Origin of the sequence: Cupriavidus sp. USMAHM13 (assembly GCF_001854285.1) — a bacterium.
GTDB classification, from domain to species: Bacteria; Pseudomonadota; Gammaproteobacteria; order Burkholderiales; family Burkholderiaceae; genus Cupriavidus; species Cupriavidus malaysiensis.
On the sequence record NZ_CP017751.1, the window covers coordinates 1,953,489 to 1,973,162 of the forward strand.

General features: G+C 68.0%; 19 protein-coding genes. 13 read left to right on the top strand and 6 right to left on the bottom strand.

The window, feature by feature from the left end; translation table 11 throughout:
- Positions 1-195: 195 nt before the first annotated feature.
- On the bottom strand, positions 196-1,392 hold the full coding sequence (locus BKK81_RS08595) for an amino acid aminotransferase (protein ID WP_071012096.1): 1,197 nt from the start codon (positions 1,390-1,392) through the stop codon (positions 196-198).
- Positions 1,393-1,545: 153 nt separating this feature from the next.
- Here BKK81_RS08595 and uvrB point away from each other — a divergent pair, with 153 nt between their 5' ends.
- From uvrB to iscX, 12 genes are all read left to right on the top strand, one after another.
- Positions 1,546-3,636 (top strand): excinuclease ABC subunit UvrB, encoded by a 2,091-nt coding sequence (uvrB, locus tag BKK81_RS08600; protein WP_071012097.1) that lies wholly within the window; start codon positions 1,546-1,548, stop codon positions 3,634-3,636.
- A 150-nt stretch (positions 3,637-3,786) separates the two neighbouring features.
- Positions 3,787-4,272, top strand: a complete 486-nt coding sequence (locus BKK81_RS08605; protein WP_071012099.1) for a low molecular weight protein-tyrosine-phosphatase — start codon at positions 3,787-3,789, stop codon at positions 4,270-4,272.
- Between the two features lie 69 nt (positions 4,273-4,341).
- Entirely contained in the window at positions 4,342-6,468 is a 2,127-nt protein-coding gene (locus BKK81_RS08610) for a site-specific recombinase (protein WP_071012100.1), read from the top strand.
- A gap of 78 nt (positions 6,469-6,546) precedes the next feature.
- Positions 6,547-7,104, top strand: a complete 558-nt coding sequence (gene iscR, locus BKK81_RS08615) for a Fe-S cluster assembly transcriptional regulator IscR (protein WP_071012102.1) — start codon at positions 6,547-6,549, stop codon at positions 7,102-7,104.
- 82 nt (positions 7,105-7,186) lie between these two features.
- Positions 7,187-8,404, top strand: a complete 1,218-nt coding sequence (locus BKK81_RS08620; protein ID WP_071012103.1) for an IscS subfamily cysteine desulfurase — start codon at positions 7,187-7,189, stop codon at positions 8,402-8,404.
- A gap of 49 nt (positions 8,405-8,453) precedes the next feature.
- The gene (iscU, locus tag BKK81_RS08625) at positions 8,454-8,855 is read left to right on the top strand and encodes a Fe-S cluster assembly scaffold IscU (protein WP_019448564.1); all 402 of its coding nucleotides are present in this window, start codon (positions 8,454-8,456) and stop codon (positions 8,853-8,855) included.
- A gap of 22 nt (positions 8,856-8,877) precedes the next feature.
- Entirely contained in the window at positions 8,878-9,198 is a 321-nt protein-coding gene (gene iscA / locus BKK81_RS08630) for an iron-sulfur cluster assembly protein IscA (RefSeq protein WP_071012105.1), read from the top strand.
- Between the two features lie 12 nt (positions 9,199-9,210).
- Positions 9,211-9,429 (top strand): DUF3565 domain-containing protein, encoded by a 219-nt coding sequence (locus tag BKK81_RS34150; protein ID WP_083384011.1) that lies wholly within the window; start codon positions 9,211-9,213, stop codon positions 9,427-9,429.
- A gap of 104 nt (positions 9,430-9,533) precedes the next feature.
- Positions 9,534-10,061 carry a Fe-S protein assembly co-chaperone HscB gene (gene hscB, locus BKK81_RS08635; RefSeq protein WP_071012106.1) on the top strand — a complete coding sequence of 176 codons (528 nt, stop codon included), beginning with the start codon at positions 9,534-9,536 and terminating at the stop codon, positions 10,059-10,061.
- 140 nt (positions 10,062-10,201) lie between these two features.
- Positions 10,202-12,067, top strand: a complete 1,866-nt coding sequence (gene hscA, locus BKK81_RS08640) for a Fe-S protein assembly chaperone HscA (RefSeq protein WP_071012108.1) — start codon at positions 10,202-10,204, stop codon at positions 12,065-12,067.
- A 59-nt stretch (positions 12,068-12,126) separates the two neighbouring features.
- The gene (gene fdx, locus BKK81_RS08645; protein WP_071012109.1) at positions 12,127-12,465 is read left to right on the top strand and encodes an ISC system 2Fe-2S type ferredoxin; all 339 of its coding nucleotides are present in this window, start codon (positions 12,127-12,129) and stop codon (positions 12,463-12,465) included.
- A gap of 25 nt (positions 12,466-12,490) precedes the next feature.
- Positions 12,491-12,685 carry a Fe-S cluster assembly protein IscX gene (iscX, locus tag BKK81_RS08650; protein WP_071012111.1) on the top strand — a complete coding sequence of 65 codons (195 nt, stop codon included), beginning with the start codon at positions 12,491-12,493 and terminating at the stop codon, positions 12,683-12,685.
- 168 nt (positions 12,686-12,853) lie between these two features.
- Here iscX and BKK81_RS36740 read toward each other — a convergent pair whose 3' ends face one another.
- The 4 genes from BKK81_RS36740 to prfB all read right to left on the bottom strand — a co-directional run bounded on the left by BKK81_RS36740 (position 12,854) and on the right by prfB (position 16,712).
- Positions 12,854-12,982: a hypothetical protein gene (locus tag BKK81_RS36740; protein WP_257786951.1), complete on the bottom strand. Its 129-nt coding sequence runs from the start codon at positions 12,980-12,982 to the stop codon at positions 12,854-12,856.
- A 122-nt stretch (positions 12,983-13,104) separates the two neighbouring features.
- Positions 13,105-14,646 carry a lysine--tRNA ligase gene (lysS, locus tag BKK81_RS08655; RefSeq protein WP_071012112.1) on the bottom strand — a complete coding sequence of 514 codons (1,542 nt, stop codon included), beginning with the start codon at positions 14,644-14,646 and terminating at the stop codon, positions 13,105-13,107.
- 49 nt (positions 14,647-14,695) lie between these two features.
- Entirely contained in the window at positions 14,696-15,454 is a 759-nt protein-coding gene (locus tag BKK81_RS08660; protein ID WP_071012114.1) for an SDR family oxidoreductase, read from the bottom strand.
- Between the two features lie 153 nt (positions 15,455-15,607).
- A protein-coding gene (prfB, locus tag BKK81_RS08665; protein WP_156811176.1) for a peptide chain release factor 2 occupies positions 15,608-16,712 on the bottom strand; the annotation gives its coding sequence in 2 pieces (ribosomal slippage) (positions 15,608-16,630 and positions 16,632-16,712; 1,104 coding nt in all).
- Positions 16,713-16,955: 243 nt separating this feature from the next.
- Between prfB and BKK81_RS08670 the strand changes: the two genes are divergently transcribed.
- A complete protein-coding gene (locus tag BKK81_RS08670) occupies positions 16,956-17,729 on the top strand; it encodes a peptidoglycan DD-metalloendopeptidase family protein (protein WP_083384012.1) in 774 nt (257 codons plus the stop codon).
- An 84-nt stretch (positions 17,730-17,813) separates the two neighbouring features.
- On the opposite strand, the gene recJ is transcribed toward BKK81_RS08670, so the two are convergent.
- Complete coding sequence (gene recJ / locus BKK81_RS08675) at positions 17,814-19,511, bottom strand: single-stranded-DNA-specific exonuclease RecJ (protein ID WP_071012116.1); 1,698 nt, start codon at positions 19,509-19,511, stop codon at positions 17,814-17,816.
- Positions 19,512-19,674 lie beyond the last annotated feature (163 nt).

The window sequence follows — 19,674 nt, forward strand, 5'->3', positions numbered from 1 at the left end:
GATTATGCGCTCAAACGCACGATCGTGCGATGCAGCATATACCCTAGGGTAGGCGCGCGTCGAGACAATGCAATCGAGCACATGGATGAGGAGGCTGCGCCAGAAGCATGACTCCTGTATGGAGGCCGGGTGGCGCGAAAGACAAAAAAGGCGGCCGAAGCCGCCTTTTTTGCAGGAATGCCCGCGGAGTGGCGCTTACATCACTGCGGCGATCGCGTCGACCACCGCATCGATGTTGCGGCTGTTCAGCGCGGCTACGCAGATGCGGCCGGTGCCGACGGCGTAGATGCCATGCTCGTTGCGCAGGCGGTCCACCTGGGCGCTGTTCAGGCCCGAGTAGGAGAACATGCCGCGCTGGTCCTTGACGAAGGAGAAGTCGCCCGGCACACCCTTGGCGGCCAGCTTGTCGACCAGGGCATGGCGCATCAGCTTGATGCGGTCGCGCATCTCGCCCAGTTCCTGCTCCCACATCGCGCGCAGTTCCGGGCTGTTCAGCACGTTGGCCACCACGGTGCCGCCGTGGGTCGGCGGGTTGGAGTAGTTGGTGCGGATCACGCGCTTGACCTGCGACAGCACGCGTTGCGCCTCTTCCTTGCTGGTGGTGACGATCGACAGGGCGCCGACGCGTTCGCCGTACAGCGAGAAGCTCTTCGAGAAGGAGCTCGAGACGAAGAACGACATGCCGGAGTCGGCGAACAGGCGCACGGCGGCGCCATCCGGCTCGATGCCCTCGGCGAAGCCCTGGTAGGCCATGTCGAGGAAGGGGATCAGGTTGCGTTCCTTGACCACTTCCACCACCTGCTTCCACTGCTCGGGCGACAGGTCGACGCCGGTCGGGTTGTGGCAGCAGGCATGCAGCACGATGATGGTGTTGGCCGGGTAGGACTTCAGCGACTCCATCATGCCGGCGAAGTTCAGGCCGTGGGTGGCAGCGTCGTAGTAGGCGTAGTTGACCACGGGGAAGCCGGCCGCCTCGAACAGCGCGCGGTGGTTTTCCCAGCTCGGGTCGCTGATGGCGACCTTGGCATCCGGATAAAGGCGCTTCAGGAAGTCGGCGCCGATCTTCAGCGCGCCGGTGCCGCCGAGCGCCTGGGCCGTCACCACGCGGCCTTCGGTGATCAGCGGGGAGTTCTGGCCGAACAGCAGGGTCTGCACGGCCTGGTCGTAGGCGGCGATGCCTTCGATGGGCAGATAGCCACGCGGCGTGGCGTTGGCCAGGCGTGCCTTTTCCGCCTCTTGCACGGCGCGCAGCAGGGGAATCTTCCCTTCGTCGGTGAAGTACACGCCGACGCCCAGGTTCACTTTGTGGGCACGGGTATCGGCGTTGAAGGCTTCGGTCAGGCCCAGGATCGGATCGCGCGGGGCCATCTCGACGGCAGAAAACAAACTCATTTGCGGTCTCTTGGTCAGCTATGGAACAAAACGGGAAGGCGTAGAATGCTTCGAGCTGCGCTGCGGCATGCGGCAGGCCCGTCTTGAAACGGAGCTGCCAATCCTGAGATTCTAGCGTATCCGCCCATCCCCTGAGGTTTTCCGTCACCGCTTATGTCCAATCTTGCCGCGGTCGCCCCCGACCTGGACGAGGAGAAGTTCGTCACCTTTCCCGGTTCGCCGTTCCAGCTCTACCAGCCCTTTCCGCCCGCCGGCGACCAGCCGGCAGCGATCGCGGGGCTGGTCGAGGGCATCGAGGACGGCCTGTCGTACCAGACGCTGCTGGGCGTGACGGGCTCGGGCAAGACCTTCACCATGGCCAACGTCATCGCGCAACTGGGGCGTCCGGCCATCATCTTCGCGCCCAACAAGACGCTGGCGGCGCAGCTCTATTCCGAGTTCCGCGAGTTCTTTCCGCGCAATGCCGTCGAGTACTTCGTCAGCTACTACGACTACTACCAGCCCGAGGCCTACGTGCCGCAGCGCGACTTGTTCATCGAGAAAGACTCCTCGATCAACGAGCATATCGAGCAGATGCGGCTGTCCGCCACCAAGAGCCTGCTGGAGCGGCGTGACACCGTGATCGTGGCGACCGTGTCCGCCATCTACGGTATCGGCAACCCGAACGAATACCACCAGATGATCCTGACGCTGCGGGCCGGCGACAAGATCAGCCAACGCGACGTCATCGCCCGCCTGATCGCCATGCAGTACACGCGCAACGAGACGGATTTCCAGCGCGGTACCTTCCGCGTGCGCGGCGACACCATCGACATCTTCCCGGCCGAACATGCCGAAATGGCGGTGCGGGTCGAGCTGTTCGACGACGAGATCGACTCGCTGCAGTACTTCGATCCGCTGACCGGGCGCGTGCGGCAGAAGATCCCGCGCTTCACCGTCTATCCGTCCAGCCACTATGTGACGCCGCGCGAGACCGTGCTGCGTGCCATCGAGGATATCAAGGTCGAGCTGCGCGAGCGGCTCGATTTCCTCTACAAGGAGAACCGGCTGGTGGAAGCGCAGCGGCTGGAGCAGCGCACCCGCTTCGACCTCGAGATGCTGTCCGAGCTGGGCTTCTGCAAAGGCATCGAGAACTACTCGCGCCACCTGTCGGGCGCCAGGCCGGGCGAGCCGCCGCCCACGCTGGTCGACTACCTGCCGCCCGACGCCATGATGTTCCTGGACGAGTCGCACGTCCTGATCGGCCAGCTCAACGGCATGTACAACGGCGACCGCGCGCGCAAGACCACGCTGGTCGAGTACGGCTTCCGCCTGCCTTCGGCGCTGGACAACCGGCCGCTCAAGTTCGATGAGTTCGAGGGCAAGATGCGCCAGGTGGTGTTCGTTTCCGCCACGCCGGCGCAATACGAGCAGGAACATGCCGGGCAGGTGGTCGAGCAGGTGGTGCGGCCGACCGGGCTGGTCGATCCCGTCATCCTGGTGCGGCCGGCCACCACCCAGGTCGACGACCTGCTGTCCGAGATCCACCAGCGCGTCAGCGCCGGCGACCGCGTGCTGGTGACCACGCTGACCAAGCGCATGGCCGAACAGCTCACCGAGTTCCTGTCGGAAAACGGCGTCAAGGTGCGCTACCTGCACTCGGACATCGACACCGTCGAGCGCGTGGAGATCATCCGCGACCTGCGCCTGGGCACGTTCGACGTGCTGGTCGGCATCAACCTGCTGCGCGAAGGCCTGGACATCCCGGAGGTGTCGCTGGTGGCCATCCTCGACGCCGACAAGGAAGGCTTCCTGCGCGCCGAGCGCTCGCTGATCCAGACCATCGGCCGCGCCGCGCGCAACGTCAACGGCACCGCCATCCTGTACGCGGACCGCATGACCGATTCGATGCGGCGGGCCATCGGCGAGACCGAGCGCCGCCGCGCCAAGCAGATGGCCCACAACGAAGCCCATGGCATCACGCCGCGCGGCGTGGTCAAGCGCATCAAGGACATCATCGACGGCGTCTACGATGCCGGCGAGGTGCGCGCCGAGCTGCAGGCCGCCGAGGAGCGCGCGCGCTACGAGGACATGAGCGAGAAACAGGTCGCCAAGGAGATCAAGCGGCTGGAAAAGCAGATGCTCGACCACGCCAAGAACCTGGAATTCGAGAAGGCGGCACAGGTGCGCGATCAGCTGGCCGAGCTCAAGCGCCGGGTATTCGGCGCCAGCGGCGACGAGCAGGGCGTGCCGGCGGTCCGTTAGCAGGCGCGGTAAAATCCCGGCCTGCCGGTGTGCGCCGCCGGGCCAAGGCCTGCCTTGTCCTAGCCGCTTTCGGCGCTTTCGGGCCACGCGCCCGCGCCTTGCGCCGCACACCCGCTCAGACCGGATACCGTATCCAAGCTTTTGAAATATATGGAAAAATTCTCGGTCCTGATGATCTGCATGGGGAATATCTGCCGTTCCCCCACCGCTGAAGGGGTGCTGCGCGCCAAGCTGGAGGCGGCCGGCCTGGCCGATCGCGTCGAACTGGATTCGGCCGGCACGCATGACTATCACGTCGGACGCGCGCCGGATCGCCGCGCCCAGCGCCATGCGCTGGCGCGCGGCTATGACCTGTCGGCCCTGCGCGCCCGCCAGGCCGAGGCGGCCGACTTCGAGCGCTTCGACCTGCTGCTGGCCATGGACGAGCAGAACCTGGCCGGCCTGCGCGCCATCTGTCCGCCCGGGCGCGAGGACCGCATGCGCCTGCTGATGAGTTTCGCCACCCGCCACGATGCGGCCGAGGTGCCGGATCCCTACTACGGCGGCGACGCTGGCTTCGAGCGCGTGCTCGACTATATCGAGGACGCTTGCGACGGTGTTGTCGCCAGCCTGGGCGCCCGGCTCGGCCTGCGCTGAGTCCCGCCCGCGCCGGGCCCGGCGGCCGCGCCCGGTGCTGTACCTTCCTGCCGTTCTTCACGAGGTTTCATGCTCCCATCCCTGTTCCGCAAATGGCGCGAATCGCGCAATGCCAGCCTGCAATTGGACGCTATTCTGACTGCGGCCGAGCCGGAGGCGCCGCTCGCGGAACGCAATAGCTGGCTGATCGAGCTGGGCTACTGGATCCGCCGCGACGGCGCGCCGGGCGGCGATGACGCGCGCGCGGACAAGGGGCCGCGCGACGGCAGCGAAGGCGAAGGCGGCGTGGAGCGAAGCCTGCCGCAGCATGTGCGCCTGCGCTATCTGCTGCGCGTGCTGGAGCGCAATCCGGACTGGGCGCTGGCGTTTTCCCGTACGGTGCGTTCCATCCTGCGCGACAACGACCCGACCGCGCTGTTCTGCGACACCGGCGTGGCCTCGCACCCGGGCTTCTGGGGCGAGATGATGGATCGCCTGCAGGCGCGTTTCCTGCCGCCGCCGCCCAACCGCAGCGATATGTCCAGCCTGTTCGCGCTGTTGTTCGTGCACCTCGACGACGCCGAATGGGTGGAGTCGATCGAGGCGGGCCTGGTCGAGCGGCTGACGCTGGTGCTGGGCCTGGCCGACGCGGAGGAGGAGGGCGAGGAGGAGGCGGCAGCGCGGCGCGGCCTCGAGCGCACGCTGGCGGCCAGCATCCAGGTGCTGGTGAGCCAGGTGCGCGCGACAGGCTTGAGCCAGGCCATCCGCTCGCGCCTGAAGGGGCGGGTGGAGGAAACGCCATTTTTCCGCCTGGACAGTGCGGCGCAGGCTCTCTTCGAGGAAGACCTGGCGCACGGTGACGAGGCCTTCGGCCAGCGCATCAACTATTTCCGGGCGCTGCTCGACCATTGCCACGCGGCCGCCCAGCATGTCTACGATGAACTCGAAGAGAATGGCGTCTCGGTGGAGGTGGTGTTCCAGATCGAGCGGATGAAGATCCGGCTGGCCCGCATCGAGTTGCTGCTGGGTGCCTGGAGCGAGCCCGGGCGCCCCGGTGCGCGCCAGCACCTGACCGCCGAGCTGATCCGCTCGACCCAGGCGCGGCGCAGTGTCGGCCACCTGGTGTCGTCCTCGTTCGCGCAACTGGCGCGCAAGGTGGTGGAGCGTTCGGCGGAGACCGGCGAACACTACATCACGCGCGACCGCGGCGAATACCGCGAGATGATGCGCGGGGCGGCCGGCGGCGGGCTGCTGACGGTGCTGACGGTCTACCTCAAGTTCCTGATCTATGGCTTGCATCTCGACAAGTTCATCGAGGGCCTGCTGGCCTCGCTCAACTATGCCGGCAGCTTCTTGCTCATCCACTTTGCGCACTTCACGCTGGCCACCAAGCAGCCGGCCATGACCGGGCCGGCGCTGGCGCACCGCCTGGACGGCGCGAGGCGGCCGGAGGGCAGGGAGATCTTCGTCGACGACACCATCGCCATGATCCGCTCCAACGCGGCCGCCATCTTCGGCAACCTGGCTGCGGTGTTCCCGGTGGCGCTGGCAGTGCAATGGCTGTCGGGCAAGCTGCTGGGCGTGAGCCTGCTGACCCCGGCCAAGGCCATCGCCACCATCGAGTCGTTCTCGATCCTGGGGCCGACGCCGCTCTACGCCATCTTCACCGGTGTGCTGTTGTGGCTGTCGAGCCTGATCGCCGGCTGGGCGGACAACTGGTTCGCGCTGCACCGGGTGCACGATGTGATGGCCTACAACCGGCGCTTGCGCTACGTGCTGGGCGCCAAGGGCGCGCTGGGCGTGGCCGATTTCTGGCGGCGCAACCTGTCGGGCATTGCCGCCAATGTGTCGCTCGGCCTGCTGCTGGGCCTGGGGCCGGAGATCCTGAGCTTCGTCGGGCCGCACATGGAGGTGCGTCACGTCACGCTGTCGACGGGGGCGGTAGGGGCCTCGATCGGCGTGCTGGGGCTGGACGCGCTGCGCATGCCCGCGCTGTGGCTGGCGGTTGCCGGCATCGCGCTGATGGGCTTCCTGAACGTGGCGGTCAGCTTCGCGCTGGCCTTCAATATGGCGCTTCGTTCACGCAACCTGCGCAGCGTGGACCGGCGCGAACTGAGTGCCGCCGTGCGGCGGCGCATCCTGGAGCGCCCGCTGTCGCTGATCGTGCCGCCGCGCCGGCCAGCGGCGGCGCCGGACGCCGGCGGCAGCCGCGCCTGATGCGGTGCAGCAGGGGTACTTGACCGGATTAGTCGGGAAATTTATACTTGAGGAAATTGATCAAGTATTCCCACCCCCATGAGACTGACGACCAAAGGCCGCTTTGCCGTGACCGCCATGATCGACCTGGCCATGCGCCAGGACCAGGGGCCGGTCACGCTTGCCGGCATCAGCCAGCGCCAGAAGATCTCCCTGTCCTACCTCGAGCAGCTGTTCGGCAAGCTGCGCCGGCATGAGATCGTGGAAAGCGTGCGGGGGCCGGGTGGCGGCTACAGTCTCGCGCGCCGCGCCGAGGACGTGACGGTCGCCGACATCATCATCGCCGTCGACGAACCGCTCGATGCCACGCAATGCGGTGGAAAGGGAAATTGTAACGGAGATGACGGCGCCGGGCGCTGCATGACCCACGAGCTGTGGGCCACGCTGAACCAGAAGATGGTCGAGTACCTGGACTCCGTCTCCCTGAAGAACCTGGTCGACCAGCAGCGTGCCAAGCAGCCCGCGGTGCTGCACGACATGCGCGAGGAGCCGGCGCGGGCCGCCGGCGCGCCGGTGCGCGGCAAGGCGGCCGACAAGGCCGACAGTCCCGCGCGCCCGCGCGTGGTCAACTCGGTCTTCAGCCTGGCGCAGTCCTGAGACGGCGGCAGACGGCAAGCAGATCCAGATTTCCGACCGGCAAGGAATTGCGGTCCTGACCCTGATAGAGGCAGTCAAAACAATGAGCACCCCACATTTCCCGATCTACATGGATTACTCGGCCACCACTCCGGTGGATCCTCGCGTGGCGGACAAGATGATCCCCTACCTGCGCGAGCAGTTCGGCAATCCGGCGTCGCGCAGCCATGCCTACGGCTGGGAGGCCGAGCGCGCGGTCGAGGAGGCGCGTGAGCAGGTGGCAGCGCTGGTCGGTGCCGATCCGCGTGAGATCGTGTGGACCTCGGGTGCGACCGAATCCGACAACCTCGCCATCAAGGGCGCGGCCAACTTCTACTCGGGCAAGGGCAAGCACATCATCACCGTGAAGACCGAGCACAAGGCCGTGCTCGATACCACGCGCGAGCTGGAGCGCCAGGGCTTCGAGGTGACCTATCTCGACGTGCAGGAAAACGGCCTGATCGACATGAAGGCGTTCGAGCAGGCGATTCGCCCGGACACCATCCTGGTTTCGGTGATGCTGGTCAACAACGAGATCGGCGTGATCCAGGACGTCGAGCAGATCGGCGAGATCTGCCGCGCCAAGGGCGTCCTGTTCCATTGCGACGCCGCGCAGGCGACCGGCAAGGTGGTGATCGACCTGAACACGCTGAAGTGCGACCTGATGTCGTTCTCGGCCCACAAGACCTATGGCCCCAAGGGCATCGGCGCGCTCTACGTGCGCCGCAAGCCGCGCGTGCGCCTGGAAGCCCAGATGCACGGCGGCGGCCACGAGCGCGGCATGCGCTCGGGCACGCTGGCCACGCACCAGATCGTCGGCATGGGCGAGGCCTTCCGCATCGCCCGCGAGGAAATGGCTACCGAGAACGAACGCGTCCGCATGCTGCGCGACCGCCTGTGGCGCGGCCTTTCCGGTATGGAAGAGGTCTACCTGAATGGCGACCTCGAGCGCCGCGTGCCGCACAACCTCAACGTCAGCTTCAACTTCGTCGAGGGCGAGTCGCTGATCATGGCGATCAAGGATGTGGCCGTGTCGTCGGGCTCGGCCTGCACCTCGGCCTCGCTGGAGCCGTCCTACGTGCTGCGCGCGCTGGGCCGCAACGACGAACTGGCGCACAGCTCGATCCGTTTCACGGTGGGCCGCTTCACCACCGAGCAGGAAGTCGACTACACCGTCGAACTGCTCAAGGCCAAGATCGGCAAGCTGCGCGACCTGTCGCCGCTGTGGGAAATGTACAAGGACGGCGTGGACCTGAATTCCATCCAGTGGGCCGCGCACTGAGCGCAGGCGCCACGCAAGACCCCCATAAAATCCGCAAGAGGTAGCCAAAATGTCATACAGCAACAAGGTGCTCGACCACTACGAAAACCCCCGCAACGTTGGCTCGTTCGACAAGAACGATGATGCCGTGGGCACCGGCATGGTCGGCGCGCCGGCGTGCGGCGACGTGATGAAGCTGCAGATCAAGGTCAACGAGGCCGGTGTCATCGAGGACGCCAAGTTCAAGACCTACGGCTGCGGCTCGGCCATCGCCTCGTCGTCGCTGGTGACCGAATGGGTCAAAGGCAAGACCGTGGACCAGGCACTGGAGATCAAGAACACCCAGATCGCCGAGGAACTGGCGCTGCCGCCGGTCAAGATCCACTGCTCGATCCTGGCCGAGGACGCCATCAAGGCCGCCGTCGAGGACTACAAGAAGAAGCACCCGGGCGCCGAACAGAAGGCCGCCTGAGCCATGCGGGGATGATGCAGCGATGATCACACTGACCGAGAAGGCCGCAAGGCACGTGGCGCGTTACCTGGAGCGCCGTGGCAAGGGCGTGGGCCTGCGCCTTGGCGTGAAGACGACGGGCTGCTCGGGCTTGGCCTACAAGCTCGAGTACGTCGACGAACTGCTGCCGGAAGACAATGTGTTCGAGTCGCACGGCATCAAGGTGATCGTCGATCCGAAGAGTCTGCCGTACATCGACGGCACCGAGCTGGACTTTGCCCGCGAAGGCCTGAACGAGGGGTTCCGCTTCAACAACCCCAATGTCAAGGACGAGTGCGGCTGCGGCGAGTCCTTCCGCGTCTGACGCCGCCCGGCGATGCAGCGCCGTATCGTCGGTTATCACCGTGACGAGGCCGGCGACTGGGTCGCCGAACTGGAGTGCGGGCATGGCCAGCACGTGCGGCACGACCCGCCCTGGCAGTCGCGACCGTGGACGCAATCGGAGCGGGGGCGCACGGCCAGGCTGGGTGCCCGGCTCGCCTGTCGCAAGTGTGAACGCGGCGAGCCTCCGGATACCTGGGCACGGCCGGCCTGAGGGCCGCGCCGGCGCGATCGGAATGCCGGCGATGGCTTGCCTGCCTGGCTGACGGGCGGGTGATCGAGGGGCGGCCTGGCCGCTCCTTTTTGTTGGGGAAGCTGTTGAAAGACGATTTTTTCAAGCTGTTCGGACTGCCGGCGCAGTTTGCCATCGACGAGGCGGCGCTGGATGCCGCCTACCGCACCGTGCAGTCGCAGGCGCATCCGGACCGCTTCGCGCATGCCGGCGACGCCGAGCGCCGCGTGGCCATGCAGTGGGCGGCCCATGCCAACGAGGCCTATCGTACGCTGCGCCAGCCGCTCAAGCGGGCGATCTACCTGCTGGGACTGCGCGGCGTCGACATCCAGGCCGAGAACAACACCGCGATGGCGCCGGATTTCCTCATGCAGCAGATGGAATGGCGCGAGGCGCTGCAGGACGCGGTGGAAGCGCGCGCGGTCGACCAGCTCGACGCGCTGCTGGCGCAACTGCGCCGGGAAAAGCGCGAGCGACACGCGGCGCTCGGCGCGCTGCTGGACGCGGGCGGCGCCGACAATGACGCGGCGGCCGGCGCGGCGGCGCGGCAACTGATGTTCATCGAGAAGATCGAGCACGACACCAGCGAGGCGATCGACCGGCTGGAAGGATAACCGGCCAGGCACGTTTGCCGCGGGCGTGACACAATGGCGCCCCCGGCACGGTCCCGGCCGCCGTGGCACGCATGCCGTGCCGCACCCGACGCGACGGCAACGCGCGCGAAGACAACGCGAAGACAACGCGAAGAATCATCATGGCACTGCTCCAGATTTCCGAGCCCGGCATGTCGCCGGCGCCCCATCAACGCCGGCTCGCCGTCGGCATCGACCTCGGCACCACCAACTCCCTGGTGGCGGCGGTCCGCAGCAGCATTCCGGAGGTGCTCACCGACGAGCGCGGCCGCGCACTGCTGCCCTCGGTGGTGCGCTACCTGGCCGACAAGACCGCGCAGATCGGCTACCGCGCGCAGGACGAGGCCATCCGCGATCCCAAGAACACCATCGTCTCGGTCAAGCGCTTCATGGGGCGCGGCCTGCGCGACGTGGCGCACATCGAGCACAGCCCCTACGACTTCGTCGACGCGCCGGGCATGGTGCAGATCAAGACGGTGGCCGGCGTGAAAAGCCCGGTCGAGATCTCCGCGGAGATCCTCGCCACGCTGCGCCAGCGCGCCGAGGATTCGCTCGGCGACGACCTGGTCGGGGCGGTGATCACGGTGCCGGCCTATTTCGACGATGCACAGCGGCAGGCCACCAAGGACGCCGCGCGCCTGGCCGGCATCGAGGTGCTGCGCCTGCTCAACGAGCCGACCGCGGCGGCCGTGGCCTACGGCCTCGACAACGGTGCCGAAGGCGTCTATGCCGTCTATGACCTGGGCGGCGGTACCTTCGATATCTCCATCCTCAAGCTGACCAAGGGCGTGTTCGAGGTCATGGCCACCGGCGGCGATTCGGCCCTGGGGGGCGACGATTTCGACCAGCGCCTGATGTGCTGGATCGTCGAGCAGGCCGGCCTGCAACCCCTGAGCGCCCAGGACACCCGCCTGCTGATGGTGCGCGCGCGCGCCGCCAAGGAGGCACTGTCCGAGGCCGACGACACGGTGATCGATGCCGTGCTGTCGAGCGGGGAGATCGTGCACCTGCCGCTGTCGGCGCAGCAGTTCGAGGCCATGACTGCGCATCTGGTGCAGAAGACGCTGGCGCCGGTGCGCAAGGCGCTGCGCGATGCCGGCGTCGGCGCCGACGAGGTCAAGGGCGTGGTGCTGGTGGGCGGCGCCACGCGCATGCCGGCCATCCGCAAGGCCGTGGGCGAGTTCTTCGGCCGCACGCCGCTGACCAACCTGGATCCGGACAAGGTGGTCGCGCTGGGCGCCGCCATGCAGGCCAACCTGCTGGCCGGCAACGGCGCGCCGGGCGAGGACTGGCTCCTGCTCGATGTGATCCCGCTGTCGCTGGGGGTCGAGACCATGGGCGGCCTGGTCGAGAAGATCATCCCGCGCAACAGCACCATCCCGGTGGCGCGTGCCCAGGAATTCACCACCTTCAAGGATGGCCAGACCGCGATGGCCGTCCATGTGCTGCAGGGCGAGCGCGAACTGGCGGCTGACTGCCGCTCGCTGGCACGCTTCGAACTGCGGGGCATTCCGCCGATGGTGGCAGGTGCGGCCCGCATCCGTGTGACCTACCAGGTCGATGCCGATGGCCTGCTGTCGGTGTCGGCGCGTGAAACGCTGTCGGGCGTGGAAGCCTCGATCGTGGTCAAGCCTTCCTACGGGCTGGCCGACGACGACATCGCCCGCATGCTGCAGGAAAGCTTCAGCGAGGCCGAGCACGATATGAAGAGCCGCGCGCTGGCCGAGGAACGTGTCGAGGCCGAGCGCCTGCTCGAAGCCACCCAGCGCGCGCTGGAGACGGATGGCGACCTGCTGAGCGCCGCGGAGCGCGCCGCGGTCGAGGCGCTGTCGGCTTCCGTGCGCGAGATCGCTGCCGGTACCGACCATCTCGCCATCAAGGCCGCCGTGGAGGCGTTGTCGCACGGCACCGACGAATTCGCCGCGCGCCGCATGGACCGCTCGATCAAGAGCGCGCTGGCCGGCCGCAAGGTGCAGGAGATCGGCTGAGGCGGCCGCTGCCGCCAAGCCGATTCCCGCCGCACCGTATTCCGCAATCAGGACCTGACATGCCACAGATCATTGTTCTTCCCCACGTCGAGCACTGCCCCGAGGGCGCCGTGTTCGAAGCCAAGCCGGGCACCAGCGTCTGCGACGCCCTGCTGAGCCACGGCATCGAGATCGAGCACGCCTGCGAGAAGTCGTGCGCGTGCACCACCTGCCACGTCATCGTGCGCGAGGGTTTCGATTCACTGAACGAGGCCGAGGAGAAGGAAGAAGACCTGCTCGACAAGGCCTGGGGCCTCGAGCCGAATTCGCGTCTGTCCTGCCAGGCCATCGTGGCCGACGAGGACCTGACGGTCGAGATTCCCAAGTACACCATCAACCACGCCAAGGAAGGGCACTGAGCCCCGCACGACAGGAGAACGCCCCATGAAGTGGACCGATACCTATGCCATCGCGGCCGCCCTCTACGACAAGTTCCCGGACGTCGACCCCTTGACCGTGCGCTTTACCGACCTGCGCCGCTGGGTGCTGGAACTGGACGGCTTCAGCGACGTGCCGGAGCGCTCGGGCGAGAAGATCCTCGAGGCGATCCAGTCCGCCTGGATCGAAGAAGCGGAGTAAGAAGCCAGGGAGTCAGGGAGCAGCGGCCCGCTCGCTGCGGGTCCTTGGGGACGGCCACCGCTCCCCTGGGAGCTTGCTGAAGCGGGCGGCCGCAACCCTGTGACCTGCAACTGGCGGCGCCTGCAACGGGCCGCTAGCAACCGGCAGCCAGCAACCGGCAGCCAGCAACTAGAAGCGATACCCGATCCCGGCCAGGAAGATGTCGGTATCGTGGTCATAGCCCGTCACCACGCGGTTCCAGGTGACGCGCGCCAGCCAATGCTCGCAGGAGCGATCGCCGGCCGACATCGACAGCATGGCCGACACGCGCGACGGCGAAGTGCCGTCGCTGCCGGCCGCGCAAAAAAGAACCCCTGCAGGGGCAGGGGTTCTCGCGGTCGTGCAGGCTGCCGCCGCGCGGCGGCAGCCGGTGCGTCGTCTCAATCCTCGCGGCGCAGGTGCGGGAAGAGGATCACGTCGCGGATATTGGGGCTGTCGGTCAGCAGCATGACCAGGCGGTCGATGCCGATGCCGCAGCCGCCCGTCGGGGGCATGCCGTACTCGAGCGCGCGGATGTAGTCGGCATCGAAGTACATGGCTTCCTCGTCGCCCGCATCCTTCTGCTCGACCTGCTTGCGGAAGCGCTCGGCCTGGTCCTCGGCATCGTTCAGCTCCGAGAAGCCGTTGGCGATCTCGCGGCCGGTAATGAACAGCTCGAAGCGCTCTGTGATGCCGGGCACGGTATCGGAGGCGCGCGCCAGCGGCGAGACCTCCACCGGGTAGTCGACGATGAAGGTCGGCTCCCACAGCTGGCTTTCCGCGGTTTCCTCGAACAGCACCAGTTGCAGCGTGCCCAGCCCGGCATTGAGGAACTGCGGCGCCTGGGTGTTGACGCCGAACTTCTTCAGCTCGACGCGCAGGAAGTCGGCATCGGCCAGCTGCGCATCGGTGTACTGCGGCGCGTACTTCTGGATGGCCTGGGTGATGGTCAGGCGGTGGAAGGGCTTGGACAGGTCCAGTTCGCGGCCCTGGTAGTTCAGCACGGCGTTGCCGCAGGCATCGATGGCGGCCTGGCGGATCAGGTTCTCGGTGAAGTCCATCAGCCAGCGGTAGTCCGTGTAGGCCGCGTAGAACTCCATCATGGTGAACTCGGGATTGTGGCGCGGGCTCACCCCCTCGTTGCGGAAATTGCGGTTGATCTCGAACACGCGCTCGAAACCGCCCACCACCAGGCGCTTCAGGTACAGCTCGGGCGCGATGCGCAGGAACATCTGCATATCCAGCGCGTTGTGGTGGGTGATGAAGGGCTTGGCCGCGGCGCCGCCGGGGATGGGGTGCAGCATCGGCGTCTCGACTTCCATGAAGCCGGATTCGGCCATGTGCTTGCGCAGCGACGAGATGGCCTGGGTGCGGGCGCGGAAGGTGGCGCGAGTTTCCGGCGACACGATCAGGTCGACGTAGCGCTGGCGGTATTTCTGCTCCTGGTCGGCCAGGCCGTAATAGTCGCCCGGCAGCGGACGCAGGCTCTTCGACAGCAGGCGCAGTTCGGTGACCGCCACCGACAGCTCGCCGGTCTTGGTCTTCATCAGCGTGCCGCGCGCGGCCACGATATCGCCCAGGTCCCACTTCTTGAAGCCGGCGTAGACCTCTTCGCCGATGGCGTCGCGGCTGATGTAGAACTGGATGCGGCCGGTGCCGTCCTGCACGGTGGCGAAGCTGGCCTTGCCCATCACGCGCTTGAGCATCATGCGGCCGGCGATGGCCACCTCGACCGGCGCGGCTTCCAGCGCCTCCTGCTCGACGGCGTCGTACTGCGCGTGCAGGGCGGCCGACTGGTGGGTGGGGCGGAAATCGTTGGGGAAGGCCACGCCTTGCTGACGCAGTGCCTGCAGTTTCTCGCGCCGTTCCGCGATGATCTTGTTTTCGTCGGCGGCGGTGGCCGCGGTCGCGGCGTCGGCTGGGGCGCGGTTGGGTTCGGTCATGATGTGTGTGCTGCGCGCGGGCCGGGCCCGCACGGTTTCAGAAAAGGCTTCAGTGGTTGCGGATGTCGTCCAGCTCGGTGCTGCCGAAGTCCGGGCGCTGCAGGTAAGCGGCGATGCGGCGGGCGACATCGTCGGGACTGGCCAGCTGCTCCTGCGCCTTGAGGTCGCGGAAGCGCTGCACCTGGGCGAAGTCGGCGCCGCGGATGGTCGATTGCATGCCGGTGTCGATCACGCCCGGGGCCAGCGCCACGGCGCGCACCTCGCGTCCGGCCGGGGCCTGGGCATACTCGGCATGGATCGAGCGCATGAACATGTCCAGTCCGGCCTTGCCCGCGCAGTAGGCGCTCCAGCCCTCGATGGGCCGGCGCGCGGCACCCGAGGAGATCGCCAGCACCTTGCGCGGACAGCCGAAGCGCTCGCTGGCGGCCAGGAAGGCCGCCGTCATCGTCATCGGCGTGGCCAGGTTGGTCATCAGGTGCGGCACCAGCGTGTCGGCGCGCAGTCCTGCCACCGGCACGATCGGCTCGATCACGCCGGCGTTCAGCACCAGCGTGGCGCTGGCCGGCGGCGTGTCGACCGCCTCCAGCACCGCCTGCAGCCAGCGCGCGCCGGCCTCGGGCTGCGACAGGTCCTGGCAGTGCCAGTCGAGCGCGACGCCGGCCGCGGCCGCCGCCTGCTGCAGGGCGGGCGCGGGGCTGCGGGCCACGCAGACGAGCCGGTTGCCGGGCGCCAGCAGGGCCTGCGCCAGGGCGGCGCCGAGGCCGCGCGAGGCGCCGGTCACGATGTAGAGTTGGTTCGCTGCACTCATGGCTGTGTTCGCTGGTGGAGACGCTGCGGATGACACGGTTGGTGATGCATCGGGCGGCGCGGCAGCCAGCCGCTGGCCGCCGCGCCGGACGGTCCGCCGCGGCGTGCCGCGGCATCTCGGCGTGGCGCGCATCGGCACGCCACGCGGGCCGTGTTACAGGCCCTGTTTCAGGCTGGCCTCGATGAAAGGATCGAGGTCGCCGTCGAGCACCTTCTGCGTGTTCGACATTTCGACGTTGGTGCGCAGGTCCTTGATGCGGCTCTGGTCCAGCACGTAGGAGCGGATCTGGTGGCCCCAGCCCACGTCGGTCTTGGACGACTCCAGCTTGTCGGCCTCGGCCTGGCGCTTGCGCATCTCGTGCTCGTACAGCCGCGACTTCAGCATCGACATCGCTTCGGCACGGTTGCGGTGCTGCGAACGGTCGTTCTGGCACTGCACCACGATGCCGGTCGGCGCGTGCGTGATCCGCACCGCAGAATCGGTCTTGTTGATGTGCTGGCCACCGGCGCCCGAGGCGCGGTAGGTGTCGACGCGCAGGTCGGCCGGGTTGATCTCGACCTCGAAGGAATCATCCACCTCGGGATAGACGAAGACCGACGAGAACGAGGTGTGGCGCCCGCCCGAGGAATCGAACGGCGACTTGCGCACCAGGCGGTGGACGCCGGTCTCGGTGCGCAGGTAGCCGAAGGCGTATTCGCCTTCCACCTTGATGGTGGCGCTCTTGATGCCGGCCACGTCGCCCTCGGACTCTTCCAGCACCTCGGCCTTGAAGCCCTTGCGCTCGCAGTACTTCAGGTACTGGCGCAGCAGCATCGAGGCCCAGTCGCAGGCTTCCGTGCCACCGGCGCCGGCCTGGATGTCGATGAACGCGTTGGCCTGGTCGAGTTCGCCCGAGAACATGCGGCGGAACTCCATGTCTTCGACGATGTCCTTGAAGCCCTGCACGTCGGCCTCGATGGCCTGCAGCGTGTCGTCGTCGCCTTCTTCGCGCGCCAGCTCGAACAGTTCGTCCGCGCCGTCGAGATCAGAGGTGAGCTTGCCGAGGACGCCGACCACGCCCTCCAGCATCTTCTTTTCCTTGCCCAGGTCCTGGGCCCGCTTGGGGTTGTTCCAGACGTCCGGGTCTTCGAGCAGGCCGTTGACTTCGTCGAGGCGGCCTAGTTTGACTTCGTAGTCAAAGATACCCCCGTAGATCTTCCGTCCGGGAACGGAGATCGGAGATGGCACCGGAGATGGCGTTGAGGCGTTCTGCTTCCATGATGTTCTTGCGCTTTCAAAACCTTGAATTATAGCGGAATGCGGCGGATTCTCCGCGGTTTGCAGGCGTGCGGCGGCGAACCCGGCGCATGCGCCGCGGTCTACCCCTGTTGGCGCCGGCCGGCTGCCACGCCGGGCCCGCGGGCCTCCGCGCGGCGCGCAAGGCGCGCGCAGCGGCGATAATAGGCGGCCCGGACCGGCAATGCGTGGACGAGAGGGCACTTGCGTGCCCAATCCCGAGAGCATGAAGCAAACCAATCGAGAACATCCAGAGACTCCAGAGGCAAGAGGAAGGCACGGCGGGCACGGCGGCCGCCGCCGCCTGCTCGCGCTGCTGGCGGCCGCCGCGGTGCTGCCGCTGGCCGCCTGCGGCACGCTGGACGACGGCCCGGTGCCCGACGGCTACTACCGCGTGCAGAGCGGCGACACGCTGTATTCGATCGCCCGCAAGCACCGGCGCAGCGTGCGTGAGCTGGCGCGCTGGAACAGCCTGAGCGACGCCGACCGCATCGAGGTGGGGCAGGTGATCCGCGTGGTGCCGGCGGCAGGCGCCGCGGCTTCGGCGGGAGGCGGCCGGGCATCCGGCGGCAGCGGCGGGCCGGCGGCGGTCAAGGATACCCCCCGGGTGGACGACAGCGGGCCGGCGCGGCCGCCGGCCTCCCGCATCCGCCTGCAGTGGCCGGCCGACGGCAAGGTCGTGGCGCGCTACGCGCCGCCGGCGAGCAAGGGGCTGCGTATCGACGTGCCAGCGGGCGGCGTGGTGCGGGCGGCCGCGGCCGGCCGCGCCATCCATGTGGGCAACCTGCGCGGCTACGGCATGCTGGTGATCGTCAAGCACGACGACGACTGGCTGACCGTCTACGGCAACCTCGACAAGCCCTCGGTCAGTGAAGACAGCCAGGTCGCGGCCGGGCAGGAGGTCGGGCGCATGGGGGCGGGCGGCGGCGAGCTGCATTTCGAAGTGCGCGCCGGCGGCAAGCCGGTCGATCCGTCGGGCTACCTGCCGTCGCGCGGCTAGCGCGGCTGGCGCGGCTGGCGCGGCCGGTGTGGCTCCCGGGCTGGCCGGTGTCCGACAGGGCCCGCCGGGGTCCGCCGGAGTCCGTTATTGCGCGTGCTCGATCACCATCTGCACCCGCGTGACGCCGTTGAAGGTGTTGTTGTCCAGCCGGTAGGCCACCAGCGCGCTGGCGCCGAGCGCCTCGGCGTGGTTGAACCAGATCGCATCGAAGCGGTGCGCGCCGCGCCCCAGCAGCAGCTTCAGGTGCTTGCCCTTGAGCACGGTCTGGCGCACCACGTCGAACTCGCCGCAGAAGGTCGGGGCGGGGAAGCCTTGGCCCCATACCTGCTGGTCGAGCAGGTTGACGAACTCCGGCGAGAAGCAGCCGTCGTCGATGTCGCCGTCGGTCTCGATCACGCGCGCCAGCTGCTCCTCGTCCAGCCACTCCCGGCCTACCGCCTCGAAGGCTTCCATGAACTGGCCGAAGGTGTCGGCGCGCAAGGTCAGGCCGGCCGCCATCGCATGGCCGCCGAACTTCACCAGCAACCCCGGGTGGCGCTTGGAGACGAGGTCGAGCGCGTCGCGCAGGTGGAAGCCGGGGATGGAGCGGCCGGAGCCCTTGATGGTGGCATCGTCGCCGGGGGCGAACGTGATGGTCGGGCGGTGGAACTTCTCCTTCAGGCGCGAGGCCACGATGCCGATCACGCCCTGGTGCCAGGTCTCGTTGAAGACGCTGACCGTGTAGCGCGAGGCCGGGTCCAGGCCCGCCATCGGCTGCTCCAGGATCTGCAGCGCCTCCTGCTGCATGCCGGCCTCGATGTCGCGCCGCTCGCGGTTCATGCCGTCCAGTTCCTGGGCGATCTCCCAGGCGCGGCCGGCGTCGTCGGTCAGCAGGCATTCGATGCCGAGCGACATGTCGGCGAGCCGCCCGGCGGCGTTCAGGCGCGGGCCCAGGCCGAAGCCGAGGTCGAAGGTGTTGGCGCGCGCCGCTTCCCGTCCGGCGGCGCGGAACAGGGCGGCCACGCCGGCGTGCATGCGGCCGGCGCGCATGCGCTTGAGGCCCTGCGCCACCAGGATGCGGTTGTTGCTGTCGAGCTTGACCACGTCGGCCACGGTGCCGAGCGCCACCAGGTCGAGCAGGGTGTCGAGGCGCGGCTGGGTGCGGGCATCGAATACACCGCGCGTACGCAGCTCGGCGCGCAGCGCCAGCAGCACATAGAACATCACGCCCACGCCCGCCAGGTTCTTGCTGGGGAACGGGCAGCCGGGCTGGTTGGGATTGACGATCACGGCCGCCTCCGGCAGCGTGGCGCCGGGCAGGTGGTGGTCGGTCACCACCACGTCGATACCGCGGGCATTGGCCGCCGCCACGCCGTCGACGCTGGCGATGCCGTTGTCCACCGTGACGATCACGTCCGGCTGCTGGCGTGCCGCCAGCTCGACGATTTCCGGCGTCAGCCCGTAGCCGTACTCGAAGCGGTTGGGCACGATGTAGTCGACGCGGGCGCCCAGCATGCGCAAGCCGCGCACGCCTACCGCGCAGGCGGTGGCGCCGTCGCAGTCGTAGTCGGCCACGATCAGCAGGCGGCGGCCGGCGGCGATGGCGTCGGCCAGGTAGGTGGCGGCATGCCCGATGCCCTTCATCTCGCCCGGCGCCACCAGCCCGGGCAGCTCGGTGGCCAGTTCGTCGGGCCGGCTGACGCCGCGCGCCGACAGGATGCGGGCCAGGGTGGGGTGCAGGCCGGCGGCGGCAAGCGACGCAGCGTGCTCGGTCGAGAAGGAGCGGGTGGCGATTCGGGTCATGCGGCGAGGAGGGCGAGGAAGGTGCGGGCAGCGCAGGCGCCGCCCGCACGGGCGGCCGCGACGGGCGGCCGGCCCGGGTGGAAAGGGGAAGGGCGACGGCGCGGTTCGTCCGCGCGGGGGTGCCCGGGGCGCCCGAGGCGGGCGCCGGTACGTCGCGGCGCTG

Bases quoted from the DNA above. Each gene is read 5' to 3' on its own strand.
- BKK81_RS08610 (WP_071012100.1), top strand. From the start codon at position 4,342: ATGCTCCCATCCCTGTTCCGCAAATGGCGCGAATCGCGCAATGCCAGC.
- recJ (WP_071012116.1), bottom strand. From the start codon at position 19,511: ATGACCCGAATCGCCACCCGCTCCTTCTCGACCGAGCACGCTGCGTCG.
- lysS (WP_071012112.1), bottom strand. From the start codon at position 14,646: ATGACCGAACCCAACCGCGCCCCAGCCGACGCCGCGACCGCGGCCACC.
- BKK81_RS08605 (WP_071012099.1), top strand. From the start codon at position 3,787: ATGGAAAAATTCTCGGTCCTGATGATCTGCATGGGGAATATCTGCCGT.
- BKK81_RS08660 (WP_071012114.1), bottom strand. From the start codon at position 15,454: ATGAGTGCAGCGAACCAACTCTACATCGTGACCGGCGCCTCGCGCGGC.
- iscR (WP_071012102.1), top strand. From the start codon at position 6,547: ATGAGACTGACGACCAAAGGCCGCTTTGCCGTGACCGCCATGATCGAC.
- BKK81_RS08670 (WP_083384012.1), top strand. From the start codon at position 16,956: ATGAAGCAAACCAATCGAGAACATCCAGAGACTCCAGAGGCAAGAGGA.
- BKK81_RS08620 (WP_071012103.1), top strand. From the start codon at position 7,187: ATGAGCACCCCACATTTCCCGATCTACATGGATTACTCGGCCACCACT.
- fdx (WP_071012109.1), top strand. From the start codon at position 12,127: ATGCCACAGATCATTGTTCTTCCCCACGTCGAGCACTGCCCCGAGGGC.
- iscU (WP_019448564.1), top strand. From the start codon at position 8,454: ATGTCATACAGCAACAAGGTGCTCGACCACTACGAAAACCCCCGCAAC.
- BKK81_RS34150 (WP_083384011.1), top strand. From the start codon at position 9,211: ATGCAGCGCCGTATCGTCGGTTATCACCGTGACGAGGCCGGCGACTGG.
- hscA (WP_071012108.1), top strand. From the start codon at position 10,202: ATGGCACTGCTCCAGATTTCCGAGCCCGGCATGTCGCCGGCGCCCCAT.
- BKK81_RS08595 (WP_071012096.1), bottom strand. From the start codon at position 1,392: ATGAGTTTGTTTTCTGCCGTCGAGATGGCCCCGCGCGATCCGATCCTG.
- iscX (WP_071012111.1), top strand. From the start codon at position 12,491: ATGAAGTGGACCGATACCTATGCCATCGCGGCCGCCCTCTACGACAAG.
- BKK81_RS36740 (WP_257786951.1), bottom strand. From the start codon at position 12,982: ATGCTGTCGATGTCGGCCGGCGATCGCTCCTGCGAGCATTGGCTGGCG.
- uvrB (WP_071012097.1), top strand. From the start codon at position 1,546: ATGTCCAATCTTGCCGCGGTCGCCCCCGACCTGGACGAGGAGAAGTTC.
- iscA (WP_071012105.1), top strand. From the start codon at position 8,878: ATGATCACACTGACCGAGAAGGCCGCAAGGCACGTGGCGCGTTACCTG.